Origin of the sequence: Acinetobacter sp. 742879, assembly GCF_000588535.1 — a bacterium.
In the GTDB taxonomy this organism is placed as follows: domain Bacteria; phylum Pseudomonadota; class Gammaproteobacteria; order Pseudomonadales; family Moraxellaceae; genus Acinetobacter; species Acinetobacter pittii.
In genome coordinates this window covers 1-13,245 of the sequence record NZ_JFYC01000018.1, presented here as the reverse complement: position 1 = coordinate 13,245, position 13,245 = coordinate 1, and the positions used below count along the sequence as shown (strand labels likewise).

At 41.3% G+C, this 13,245-nt stretch carries 12 protein-coding genes; all 12 read right to left on the bottom strand.

What is annotated here, in order from left to right; translation table 11 throughout:
* Positions 1–2: 2 nt before the first annotated feature.
* Positions 3–407, bottom strand: coding sequence for a Na+/H+ antiporter subunit G (locus J690_RS20620; protein ID WP_005065884.1), 405 nt, complete (start codon positions 405–407; stop codon positions 3–5).
* A gap of 11 nt (positions 408–418) precedes the next feature.
* Positions 419–694, bottom strand: a complete 276-nt coding sequence (locus tag J690_RS0104715; RefSeq protein WP_016142368.1) for a monovalent cation/H+ antiporter subunit F — start codon at positions 692–694, stop codon at positions 419–421.
* Positions 691–1,218, bottom strand: coding sequence for a Na+/H+ antiporter subunit E (locus J690_RS20615; protein ID WP_017481952.1), 528 nt, complete (start codon positions 1,216–1,218; stop codon positions 691–693). Before J690_RS20615 ends, J690_RS0104715 begins: the two co-directional genes overlap by 4 nt.
* Positions 1,219–1,220: 2 nt before the next feature.
* Positions 1,221–3,032 carry a monovalent cation/H+ antiporter subunit D gene (locus J690_RS20610; protein WP_032038052.1) on the bottom strand — a complete coding sequence of 604 codons (1,812 nt, stop codon included), beginning with the start codon at positions 3,030–3,032 and terminating at the stop codon, positions 1,221–1,223.
* On the bottom strand, positions 3,032–3,400 hold the full coding sequence (locus tag J690_RS20605) for a Na+/H+ antiporter subunit C (RefSeq protein WP_002115033.1): 369 nt from the start codon (positions 3,398–3,400) through the stop codon (positions 3,032–3,034). The genes J690_RS20610 and J690_RS20605 overlap by 1 nt, the downstream gene beginning before the upstream one ends.
* The gene (locus J690_RS20600) at positions 3,397–6,246 is read right to left on the bottom strand and encodes a monovalent cation/H+ antiporter subunit A (RefSeq protein ID WP_032038050.1); all 2,850 of its coding nucleotides are present in this window, start codon (positions 6,244–6,246) and stop codon (positions 3,397–3,399) included. Before J690_RS20600 ends, J690_RS20605 begins: the two co-directional genes overlap by 4 nt.
* 294 nt (positions 6,247–6,540) lie before the next feature.
* The gene (locus J690_RS20595; RefSeq protein ID WP_032038047.1) at positions 6,541–7,926 is read right to left on the bottom strand and encodes an AAA family ATPase; all 1,386 of its coding nucleotides are present in this window, start codon (positions 7,924–7,926) and stop codon (positions 6,541–6,543) included.
* 23 nt (positions 7,927–7,949) lie between these two features.
* Positions 7,950–9,452 carry a UvrD-helicase domain-containing protein gene (locus J690_RS20590; RefSeq protein ID WP_032038045.1) on the bottom strand — a complete coding sequence of 501 codons (1,503 nt, stop codon included), beginning with the start codon at positions 9,450–9,452 and terminating at the stop codon, positions 7,950–7,952.
* 9 nt (positions 9,453–9,461) lie between these two features.
* On the bottom strand, positions 9,462–10,235 hold the full coding sequence (gene hisIE / locus J690_RS20585) for a bifunctional phosphoribosyl-AMP cyclohydrolase/phosphoribosyl-ATP diphosphatase HisIE (RefSeq protein ID WP_032038043.1): 774 nt from the start codon (positions 10,233–10,235) through the stop codon (positions 9,462–9,464).
* A 174-nt stretch (positions 10,236–10,409) separates the two neighbouring features.
* Positions 10,410–10,796: a VOC family protein gene (locus J690_RS20580; RefSeq protein WP_032038041.1), complete on the bottom strand. Its 387-nt coding sequence runs from the start codon at positions 10,794–10,796 to the stop codon at positions 10,410–10,412.
* A 25-nt stretch (positions 10,797–10,821) separates the two neighbouring features.
* The gene (locus J690_RS20575; protein WP_032038038.1) at positions 10,822–12,135 is read right to left on the bottom strand and encodes an FAD-dependent oxidoreductase; all 1,314 of its coding nucleotides are present in this window, start codon (positions 12,133–12,135) and stop codon (positions 10,822–10,824) included.
* Positions 12,136–12,259: 124 nt separating this feature from the next.
* Positions 12,260–13,245, bottom strand: a 986-nt coding sequence (locus J690_RS20570; protein ID WP_032038035.1) for an AarF/UbiB family protein, incomplete at its 5' end; no start/stop codon positions are given.

Here is a 13,245-nt window from a genome sequence, read left to right as displayed (position 1 = left end):
TCTTATTCTTTAGGAGGTTCCATTGGCGGTTTGTTTTGTGAAAAGCGTTGACCAATTTTGTAACGGTCCCAAGGGAGTGGGCGTTCAATGGCTTCAGGTACTTCACCACTCAATGAGCGTAAACGTAAATGTAGCGCAGCTTGAGCAATCAAATTAGCCGAAACTGGTGCGGTAATGAAAGCTAAAAGGGTAATGAGTAGCTCGGCAAAACCGAAACGACCTTGGAAAGCAAAAAAGATCATGGAAGCAATCAGGAAGCTTCCTAAGCCGAGCGTACTCGACTTAGTTGGCGCATGTAAGCGCATGAATAAGTCGGGTAAACGGACCATACCGATTGAGCCAACTAACATGAAGAAGGCGCCAAAAACCAGAAAGACCGAAACAATAATTTCCATTGTAAATTGCATTTCACCTCTCCTTAATCGATAACATGACCGGTTGTGAAGTAGCGTGCTAAGGCGGCTGTAGATACGAAACCTAACATTGCAACCAATAGTGCTCCTTCAAATAGAGAAGTCGTCATCCAATAAATGCCTAACACAACAATGAGGCAAGTTGCATTGAGGAAAAGTGTATCGAGCGCTAAAAGGCGGTCTACAATTGAAGGCCCCATAACTAGTCTGAAAAGGCAAAGTAGCATCGAGATTGTAATGGCAATCAAGCTAATACCTAGAGCATAGGGTAGGATTGTCATGCACTTGCCTCCGTTTTACTTTTCACATCAAAAATTTCCATAAGAGGAATTTCATAACGTTGTTTGATGTCTTGAATATCAGATTCGGTATTATCTGTGCTCAACGCATGAACCAGAATATCCCCACGTTCCTGATCGATACCTGCAGAAACCGTACCTGGTGTTGTGGTAATGATCATTGCCAGTAAGGTGTTGACCTGCTCATGTTCTGTCTCTAAAGGTACGCGATACCATTTAGGGTGTAATTTTTTAGTAGGCCCCAAAACAAGTTTTGCGACCTTAAAGTTAGAAATAATAATATCCCAAAGAACCACAAAACATAGTTTAACCGCAGGTTTCCAGTGAATATGCGGTGTGCGTGTAATAAACGGTTTGACTAAACGAGGGATGATTAAGCCCAAAAGCATCGCAGTCAAAAGATCACTCGCATCAAGACTATGCGCCAGCATCAACCAGAATAAAACGATGAGAACCGAAACAAATGGATGTGGAAACCAGCGTTCAAGCAAATGAGATAACTGCATTGTTATGGCTCCATAGGTTTCAATTGACTTTCATCAACAATGGTAGGCGTTTGGAGTTTGTCCTGTTGCTGAATTTGTCGTTGTTTATATTCAGAAATATGTTCGCCATTGAACGTATCTTTCGAAATAATATCTGGAACAAGATAAGCATTATGATCTTCAACTTCACCACCGTACTTAGTTTCCGGTAAGTAAGCTGGGTCATATGGCTGCACACTGATGACTTCGCCGTTTTGATCTACTTTAAGAATAGAGTGTTGGTAAAGCGCATGGTCCTGAATTTGTTGTGCGGTGCTTAATGTGTAATGCTGAATGGGTGCAGCAAAAACAACATAAGCGATTAAACCAGCCAGTAATAGATAAATGACTTGATCGTTACGTGGCGGTGCGCGTTCCGGCAAAGCACGATAAAGAATATAAGCTGGCTGGATTGGATCTTCTTCTGGAGGAGTAGCGCGCCAGAATAAGATAAAACCAACACGTGTGAGAGCAATAATACTTAATAGGCTCACCACAAGCACAACACCAATAATCCAGCCTTGATAACTAGCTTCAACTGTCGCTTGTAAAATGAATACTTTTCCAAGAAAACCACTAAAAGGTGGTAAACCTGCGAGCATCATAGCAATCAAGAAATAAGTCAGCATCGCCGCTTTTTCTTGTTTGATTCTTGGGGCAACTTTCAAATGATCTTTAAAATCTCCACGTTGTGAAGTGATCCATCCACAAAATAGATAAAAAGCTGCACCAATCAATGTACTGTGCACTAAGTAATATAAAGCCCCAGACCATGCCTGCGTATTAGACATGGCAATTGCTGTAAGCAAGGTACCAATTGAAGAAAGGACCATAAAGCCGACAAATCGACGTAAACGATCTGCTCCAATTGCTGCAATCACCCCATAAAGAGAAGTAATTAAGCCAATAGGCAATAACCAGCTTTTTAAGATTTCTTGACTAAGCGCATCGTCAAATACTGTTCCATTTACACGTAAAATAGAATAGATCCCGACTTTGGTCATAATGGTGAAAATTGCAGCTACAGGCGTACTTGCAACAGCATAGGTTTTTGGTAGCCAAAAACCAACAGGAAGCATTGCTGCTTTAATACCGAAAACAACAAAGAGAAGTAAGGAACCAGCGACTGCTAATTTATGTTGATCTGCTTCAAGTGTCGGTATAAGACGTGAGACATCCGCCATGTTGAGGCTACCCACACTGCCATAAATCATACCAAGCCCAATTAAGAAGAGGGCAGAGGCTAAAAGATTGATAATGACATAGTGAACGCCAAGCTGAAAACGAGGTTTGCCTTGTCCATGTAAGAGCAATACATACGAAGCCATCAACAGGATTTCAAAAAAGACGAAAAGGTTAAATAAGTCACCTGTTAGAAATGCTCCACAGATCCCCATTAATAGAAAATGTACCATGGCATGGAAATAGCGACCACGGGTATCCCAGTTATCACTTGCATACCATAAAACTGGTACTGCTAATGCGTAAGTTAGTGCTAGCATAAAAGCTGAAAGGCGATCGAGTACAAGCACAATACCAAATGGCGCGGACCATTCACTTAATTGGTAAACAGTAATCTGGCCAGTGCTGGCGTAACTAAGATAAACAATAGCGGTAATTAATCCGGCAATTGCTGAGACAAGACTAATGCCACGACGCCAAGGTTGGCGCCAGTCATCTTTTAAAGCACCTGCCCCTGGGTTACCTAACAGTAATAAGATAAAAGCAGTAAACGCTGGGATGAGAATGCTAAAAATAGGTGTGTGTTGTTGCCAAAAAGATAAAAAATCAAACATCACGGCTCATCCTCACGTGGGTCGTATGTTGGGGAAGCATCTTCTTTAGCATCAACATGATCACTACCTGATTCATAACGGCTACGTAGCGCAAGTTGTACAATAAACGCTGTAGTTGCAAAACCGATCACGATGGCGGTTAACACCAATGCTTGAGGAAGTGGATCGGTTATTTTTGTGGTTTCAGTTAAAATTGCTGGTGAGCTGATTTGTAATCGACCCATAGCAAATAAAAATAGGTTTACTGCATAACCGATTACAGCCAATCCGAGCACAACAGGGAAAGTACGAGCACGTAAAATCAGATAAATACCTGTGGCAACAAGTAAACCAATAGCAGAAGCCAGTAAGAATTCTAAACTGATCATGATGATTCCTCCCGATGTGGTACAGGACCGGACATACTCGAATGACGAGAGTCGCCTAATACAGAGATGAGCAACATTGTCGCGCCTACAACGGTGATATAAACACCCAAGTCAAAACTTGCAGCTGAAGCTAGATGTAGTTTTCCTAGAATTGGTAATTCAACATAGACATGAGCACTCGTGAGGAACGGACGTAACCAGAACCATGCTGCTATACCAGTCAGGCCTGCAATCGTTAATCCTGTGCCAATCCAGACTTCGTAAAGGCGGCCAGACTTCGCTTTTAACAGCTGTTCTGCTTGATCTTGACCTAGTGCAATATATTGAATGATTAGCGCCATTGAGGTAATTAGACCTGCAATGAAGCCACCGCCTGGATAGTTATGTCCTCGCAAAAAGATATAAACACTGACGACAAGCGCTAGAGGTAATACCCAAGAGGCCGTAATACGGAACATAAGCGGAGATGGATTGAAACGATAGGTGAGACCTTGCGTCATGGTGGTGCCGTGTACACGCATACCATCCATTAAACATAGTGCACCAATCGCAGCGATTCCTAATACCGTAATTTCACCGAAGGTATCGAAGCCACGGAAGTCAACTAAAATGACATTTACAATATTTGAGCCACCACCAAGTGGTAAAGACTGTTGGGCAAAGAACCAAGAAATTGAATTATGATCACGGGTTAAAATGAGCCACGTAATCCAGCCAATTCCTAAACCTCCAATAATTGCTAAGCCAGCATCTCTCAAACGTCTAGAACGACGAGATTCATACGGCGTGAGCTGTGGAAGTAAAGATAAGCTCATTAATAAAAGAACAGTCGTTACAACGTCTACTGTAATTTGAGTCAGCGCTAAATCTGGTGCTGACATGGTGACGAAGACCATCGTTACCACTAGACCAATTGCACCACTAATAAGTACTGCTTTAATACGCTCATGGTGGAACCAGAGCATCATCCAACAGCCTGAGAACAACGTCAGCCAAAGAACCACAGCAATCCATGGAGCATGGGTGAGTTCACGTGTACCTGTGCTCAGTCCTTGATTGAGTAAAGGCATAGTGACCATGATGACGCTAAAGGCAATGATCCAGAACAAATAACTTTGCAATGAACCATTTTCAGTTTTTTGTTTGATTTTTCGACTTGTAAGCAGCAGATGTTTTAAAAATAAATCAAATAAGATGCGGCCTTGTAATTTGCCTAGACGTGGGTCAAGGTCAATTTTACGAATCATGCCGTCTTTTGCTAAGGCAAAGTAGAACAGCGTACCGCCAATCAAAGCAATAATACTCATCACAAGAGGAGCATTGAAACCATGCCAAATTGCAAGGTGTGTACCCGCAAATTCCGGTTGCATCAAGCTTGCTCTAGTTACGCTATTGACCAGTGGTTCTACCAATAACGAAGGCAGAACGCCGACCAAGATACAAAGCACAGCAAGAAGAATGGCTGGAGCACGCATCCCCATTGGTGGTTCATGTGCATCTTTATTTGGAACTTGTTTACCAATTGGGCCGTCAAAGAACACACCATGCACTAAGCGAATTGAATAACTTACTGCGAAGATCCCAGCCAGAGTTGCAATGATGCTGGCAAAGATAACTGTTGAGCCTGAAAGATTCGCCAATAGCTCGGTAAAGAACATCTCTTTTGAAATAAAGCCGTTGGTAAGTGGTACACCTGCCATAGAGGCAGCGGTAATCATGGTGAGTGTGGCAGTGAAAGGAAGTAATTGCCAAATACCACTGAGTTTTCGAAGATCACGTGTGCCAGTTTCATGATCAATAATCCCTGCAAGCATAAACAGCGCTGCTTTAAATGTTGCATGGTTAATAATATGGAAAATAGCAGCAGCAACTGCTAAAGGAGAACCGATCCCGAGTAAACAAACAATAAGCCCTAAATGACTAATGGTTGAATAGGCTAACAGTCCTTTTAAATCTTCTTTGAAAATGGCGAAACACGCTGCCATACAGAGCGTAAATAGGCCGACAAACGTAACGATATTATGATAAATCGCAGCGCCTATAAAAATTGGAAGTAAGCGGGCAAGTAGAAAAATCCCGGCTTTTACCATGGTCGCAGAGTGTAGGTAAGCAGACACTGGTGTTGGTGCTGCCATTGCATTAGGTAACCAAAAATGAAATGGAAACTGAGCACTCTTCGTAAATGCGCCAAGCAAAATAAGCAATAACATCGGAATAAAAAGAGTATGAGCTTGGATCGCATCTTTCATGCCTATGATTTCGCTAATTTCATAGGTCCCAGTGATTTGTCCTAATAGAACAAATCCACCTAGCATTGCTAAACCGCCCATTCCTGTAATTGTGAGTGCCATCCGAGAGCCACGTTGAGCAGCTTCATAGTGACTCCAATATCCCACTAACAAGAAAGATGAAATACTGGTGAGCTCCCAAAAGACTAATAAAATAATAAGATTATTAGAGAGCGAAATACCCAGCATTGCTGCCATAAACAGCATGAGTAACGTATAGAGTTTACTTAATGAATTTTTAGGGCCTAAATAATAATAGGCGTATATATAAATGAGTGTACCGATACCGGTAATAAGTAAAGAGAATAATAAACCAAGAGCATCGAGCCTGAAGCTCAGATTGATCCCTAATTGAGGTAGCCAATCCCAGCTTTGTTGAATGCTTGCACCACCAAGCACAGTTTTAGCTTGAGTCAGTAATAAACCAAAACTGGTTAAACTGACTCCAATTGCCCCTAAAGCCGTTACTCCACGCGAGAACCGTTGAAGCAATGAAACAAGGGTGGTGCCTAATATTAACGGTAATAAGATAATTATCGGTAGCACACTCGTATCCATATGTGATTTAGGTCGAAACCTAAAGGTGAAATTTTAATTTCAGAATAGATAGGAATTCAAAGAGAGTTCCAAAGCTTATTATTCCGAAAACCCAACCAAATTAGAAAATAAAGCGAGAAACAAGTTGTATTGCGCAACTTGAAGAATAAAAACGCAAAATGAAATTTATTGTACACTAAAAAAGCATTGAAAATCTGATGTTATTACATGTAGTAACAACATCTAGTTATTTTAGTGCCTAAAAAACCGTACTCCACCATATATTTTGTGAATGTGGTTTTTTGATTATAAAACTCAAACCGAAGGGCTTTCTTCCGGTGCATCTCCCGCATGAATCATCCTTAATAATTCATTTTTTTGTTGTTCAGTTAAACCCTGAATCTGCTGAAATAAAACCTCAATCTGTGCTGGTGTTGGGTCTATTAAACTCAGAGGCTGTGCTTCTATAGATGCTGTTAAAGGTTCGCTTCTTTGAAGTAAGGTATAGATATGTTCAAGCTGTTGCTTGGTCGTATTTAGGTCAAGATGGCTAATTTTACCAGACTCTAATTTTAGACATTGATAGGTCGAGGCATGTTCAAGTAGCTCTTCACGACTTCCTGTTGCAATAATTTGTAGGCGTGGGAATGCTTGATGAAGCCGATTTAAGATTTCGGAGCAATGTGTTGAGTCGAGCTGTGCATCAATCTGGTCAATGAGTAAAACGCCATCTCCCTCAAGACAAGGGTTTAAGCTCAAAGGATTGAGTAAACAGAGTCGGCGGGCTATATCGCCTACTAAAGCAATCCAGGTTTTTGTTGTATTTGAAAGCTGCTGAAAAGGTAAGGTTTGATCTTCATAGTCGACCATAAGTTGCAGTCGAGGCTGATATTGTAGATATAGATCTTTAAGCTCAGGCAGAACTATATTTAATGCATTCTTGAGGGCGTAGAGATTGGGTGAAGTAAGCTGTTTAGGTTGCCCTGATAACTCTTTTTGAAGCTCATTTAATAATTCTGTTTGATCTTGCTGATCTGATTGTTTCGACCTAATCCGTTGTACGAGGTGAGCGGCTTGAGCATTTTCGATATCACTGATTTCTCGTAGCCATTCAAAAAAGCGTGTAAAAGTTGTAAACGGTAGTGGGCTAATATCATAGGCTGAAATGGCTTGAGTAATGCCGGGTAAATTTTTATTAAGCAGATTAATATCATTCACAAATCGCTCGGCTGGGTAGTAAGCGATTAAGGGAAGCCCCTGTAATGGATCTTTTTTTATGACTTGTTGATAAAGAGCCATGGTTTGGTCAAGTTGCTGAGTTTCAACTTGGCTCACTCCAATCCCACTTGCATTTAGGGTTTTAAAAAGTTTCCAGCTACACAGCGAAGAATCTATCTGCTGAGCAGAGGTACTTTCTGGCAGATGACCTATTTCTGAAGGAACTTGAATGGTCACTTCAATTTTTGATTGTAGACGCGACTGGGTAATGTCTTGATCGGGAGTGACAATTCCCGGACTGCGTAAATCTTTAAGACGAGCGGGCAACCAAGTTAAAGCATGGTAAGTATGTTTGAGCAACATACTTTTGCCAGTTGCCTGTTCACCTAAAATTAAGGTGATTGGCTGTTTTTCATAGTGAAAGTGTATTTTAAGGTCGTGAAACAGAGCAATATGTTTAAATTGGACAGATTCAAGTTTCATAGGCTCACCTAAATATGAGCGCTTCAACCAACCGACTGACGAAGACTTAAAGGCGCCCTTAGTTTTAATTGTTGTATCAGATCATAAAGATGATGGATATTTAGACTTACTTTAGCACGAGTACAGGCAACGTACAGTAATCTTAATTCTTCATCGGTAATCTTGTGTTCTAACCCATTAATTTTAAATTGATAGTCATCTTCAATATGAACGCGGTTCCATTCTAGCCCTTTCGCTTTATGGGCTGTAGAGATGACATAGTCAGCTTGCTCAAGTGGTGTAATCTTTGCAAGCGCTTTTTTTAGTGGGTCAGTCCCGTGGTCATCCACCAGTTTAACCAATGGTTTAATATCACTACCTTCATTGGTTTCACAGTATTCATGGACATCATGCCATGAATTGAACCATGCTAATTCAGGCACATCAGTAACCCGTTTTCCTTGCTTTAAGAGGCTTGCAGCATCTACAAAACGGTTTAGTTTTTGATGATCAGCTTGCAAACTCACTTTATCACCGTGAACTAAACCTGCTAATAGAAGTTCCATAGCCCGAGCATTGGTACGGCACAAAATTGCATCACGCATTTTGGTATGTGGTTTATTTACGACACTTGATTTCTGGTTTGGATTACCAAGCAGAGGAACAGTTTCATTTAATCCGCCCAGCAATGCATTGGCAACTTCGGCAATCGTTTCACCAAAACGAAAAGAAGTGGTGAGGCGAGACTCTGGCAAGGGCAATTGTTGCATCGCATTGATTGCACCACGCCATGCATAAATTTGCTGATGTGCATCGCCTACATAGATGACCTGCGTAGTTTTTTGGCGAAGTAAAATACCCAGCATTAAAGGATCAGCGTCTTGTGCTTCATCGAATAGTACATAATCGGCTGGAATGTTAGGTTCAGACAAAGCCCAAAGTTTGAGGTAAATATCGTGACCTATTCCTGCCTGATGATTTGGGTCGATGGACTCTAACCAACGGCGCTCTACAGCAGGGTAAAGGTGAGTTTGTAGCTCAGTAATATCATCTGGATGTAACCAATTGGGTGCCTGAATATGTCGAGGCGCTGGATATTGAGAACTGGTTGAACAGAAATAGCTGACAGCATTGGCGACAAGGCTTGCAAGGCGGCTTGGCATTAAGACGTATTTTTCATAACGTCCACCCATCATGCGTCGTAAGGTAATTGGTTCTAGTCGATATTCTTTTGCAATAAAACTTGGGCTTAAGCGAGGTAAGCGTAATTTATCAGTCACACCTCGTGGCACACTGCGAAAAGCGAGGGAGTGAAAAGTACGACAATCTACATTACGATGAAATTTGTTTTGTGCTTCGCCTGCAATTGCCTTGTTAAATGCTAGATACATACCGCGCCGTTCAGGCATGGCATCACTAATCATTTGTAAGGTAGTAGTTTTACCTGTACCCGCATAGGCAATCACTTTAAATGATTGCCCAAGACGTGCGTTATCTATAGCAATTGCTTGCTCATAGGTGGCTTTAGGTTTTTCGATATTCGACACTGAGTGATTTTAAACCTTGTTGCGGTTAGCTTTTTCAACTAAACCAGATAAACCCTGACGACGAGCTAATTCGTCAATAATAAGTTGTGGATTAAGATCGAAATAACCCAACATGACAATGCTATGGAACCACAAATCGGCAGTTTCATAAATCAAGTCATTTAAATTACTTTCTGTATTTTGAGCAGCGTAGTCTTTGGCAGCAATAATAGTTTCTACGCTTTCTTCACCGACTTTTTCCAAGATTTTATTGATGCCTTTTTTATAAAGGCTTGCAACATATGAAGTATCTGCTTCAGCTTGCTTACGCTCTTGCATCAATTGCCCTAAGTGAGCAAGTACATCCACTTGTTCTGTCATGTGAGCATGATCGTGGCTTTCAGTTTTGGCTTTATCGCCATAAATTGCAGTAGGATCTTTTAATTGTGCGTCGACAATTTCCCAGCCCTGTGGGGTGAGTTTACGGTAGAAACAAGACTCACGACCTGTATGGCATGCAATACCGCCGTGTTGCTCAACTTGTAATATAATTACATCGCCGTCGCAGTCTAAACGAATTTCATAAACCGTTTGGAAATGACCTGATTCTTCACCCTTGTGCCAAAGTTTTTGGCGAGAGCGAGAGAAATACACCGCCTGATTTTTTTCTGCTGTAAGTGCAAGTGATTCACGGTTCATCCACGCCACCATCAAAATGCGTCCGGTTTGATGATGTTGAGCAATGGCAGGGATAAGACCTTGTTCGTTAAATTTTACTTCATCGAGCCATTGCGTGTTATTCATGAGGAATCACCAAAGAAATATGAACTATAAATTGATTTAAGTCAGATGCTAAAAAATAGCTTGTATAGTGTACGGCATCAACGTCGCTTTGCGGAAAAATTCTTTGTCCTTTTTGTCTTTGCTAGCGTAATGAATAGCTTGTAACACTTACCAATCTGTATCCTATTCAAATGACTAAGGCGTGAGGATATTTGAAATCTCAATCAAATTTTGGTCTGGATCGCGAATATAAACTGAAAGAATAGGATGCATTGCACCAGTACGTTCAATCGGACCTTCTTCAATTTGAATATTTAACTGATTAAGATGCGCAACCACTTCTGAAATGGGAGTGTCTGAAATAAAACACAAGTCGGCAGATCCGGGAGTCGGCTGTAATGCCTTCGGTTCAAACTCGTTGCCTTGCTGGTGTAAATTTATCTTTTGATTTCCAAACTTTAGAGCCTTCCTATCATCTTTAAACGTGATGATTTCAAACCCCAATACGGTTTGATAGAAATGACAGGTAGATTCAATATTTGAGACAGTTAAAACAAGATGATCAAGATGGCTGATTTTCATGTGTTATCACTATTATTTGGTGGGGTTAATAGTCAGACAGAGATTCGCTTTTTAAATTAAAAACACTGTTTTCTTTAGGTAATTGAGCTACCTGATCATAGTCAAGTTGCTGGAATGGACCAATCTTTAAGCCTGAAATCGTAATTGCCATTTCTTTTCGAAAATAAGGGATTTGATACATCCACGGAAAAACTAAATCTCTTAAACCTCCAGCCCACCAATGATCAGATTGATAAAGTGGTGTTAATAAGCGACTAAGAAATTGATAAAACTGGGTGGATGAACGGCGAAGCTGGTGGTAGTGCTGCCAGAGCAAGGACCAGTCAATATTCTGGTTCTTTTGAGCATGTTGCAATGATTGAGAGAAAGCCCAAGCATCCAATAATGCCATATTTGCACCTTGACCTAACTGTGGACTCATTGCATGAGCTGCATCGCCAATGACCCCAATTCGACCTTGACCAAATTGAGTCATAACGACATCACGGTAGTTTGCAGATAACCATTTGGGCTGAGTTTGACTGTTATACAAAATTTCTTTCAGCCATTCTGCAACTTTGGGCCAACGCTCAGAGACTTGCTTTAACCAAGCTTGTTTAGCCTGCTCATCTTGTAAAAAGCTTTGTAGTTGTGGTGTAGGTAAACTCCAAAAAACACTTGAAAGGCGTTGTTGAGGTTCTGTTGGAATGGCTCCTGTAGGAAGAATTCCCATCATAATTTTCGAGCGATCATAAAATTGATGCAAAATTTCAGAATCGAGAACTTGGCATTCAGGCACAATACTCCACGCCGCACCCCAAGGGTAGGCTTGGTCAACCTTTACCCATGCTTTGGGACGTAATTGGCTACGAGCACCATTGGCAATAAGTAAAGCATCAAAGCAAGCATCAAAATTTTGATTTTGATGACTTCCGAATAGCTGAACTTCATTGTTATGTTCTTCGAAGCTTTCAACAGAGTGGTTCATACGCCAAGTAATTTGGCTTGAATATTCACTAAGCTTTTGAGTGAGCACATGACATAAAGTAGCTCGGTGTATACCTAGGCCATAAAGATTTGCTGATGCTTCGTGATAGTGACTGTTAACTAAAAGACGCTTGTCTGGAAGTTGTCCTTCTAGACCTGTGACTCTTGCACCTAATGTTAAAGCTTTGTCGAGCACACCTAAGTGTTCAAATACAGCTAAGCCCGCAGGTTGTAGTAATAAACCGGCACCTACTGGAGATAACTCATCAACTTGTTCAAAAATAGTAACGTTATTGCCTTGGTTGGCGAGTAAAATCGCTGTGGCTAAACCTGCTGTACCAGCACCGATAATGGCAAAATGAGGTGTTTTCATTGTTTGTTCTTTTGAAGCATTTATGGGTTCAATTTAGCAATGAACGAATAGCTGATCTATAAATTTTTTAAAATATTAAATTTTTATCATAAAAAATCCCTTGCACTGGCAAGGGATTTTGAACTTATTTCAATACACGCCAAAGCGCTAGTAAACTACTCAGCACAATTAGAATAATCGAAACAAACCAAGGGCTAATAATTGCAATAGTCAGCAAAATCAGCATGGTACTACCGAACATCCAACTGCGGCGTTGTTGGTGTTCCATTTGCAAACGAAGTTGCTGAATTTCGCGTAACTGACGGTCTTGCCAAGCCGACTGATTTTTTAAACCATTTAAGCTATCAATAATTAAGCTTGGGAAATCTTGAGCGCCTAAAAGCAGGTCAGGTAATTGCTGGCCAAGCTCTTTTACATTTTTGACTGGGTTCATGTTGGATTTGACCCATTCCGTCAAAATTGGTTTTGCCAATTTCCAGATGTCGAGCTGCGGATAAAGATCAGTACCTAAGCCTTCTACATGCACTAAAGTTTTGAGTAGCAGCATGAGCTGTGGTGGTATCTCAAGATGGAAGCGTCGAGCAATATCCATGACTTGAATTAAGATACCCGCAAAATCAAGTTGATCCATTGGTTTAGACACCATTGGCCCAACAGTGCGGCGCATTTCACGTGCTAAAGCATCTTGGTCAGTACCCGGTGGAATCCAGCCAGCTTGATGCACAATTTGAATAAGCTGCATAAAGTTGCTGTTCATGACAGCAAGCAACATGCGGGCAACCGTCATCTGGTCGTGTTTAGATAGCTCACCCATAATCGCACAGTCCAGTGCAATAAAGCGTGGATTGCTTGGATTAATGGTTTCTACAAAGACATTACCGGGATGCATGTCTGCATGGAAAAAGTTATCGCGGAAGACTTGCGTAAAGAAAATGGTTAAACCTTTTTCTGCAAGTTGTGCGCGGTCCATACCTAGACGGTCAAAGGTTGCCGTGTCTGAAATAGGCACACCAGTAATGCGCTCAGCCACCATGACATCTTTGGTGTCCATGTAGACTTCTGGCACATACATCATGGTTGAGCCAGTAAAGTAATGGCGCATACGGCGGG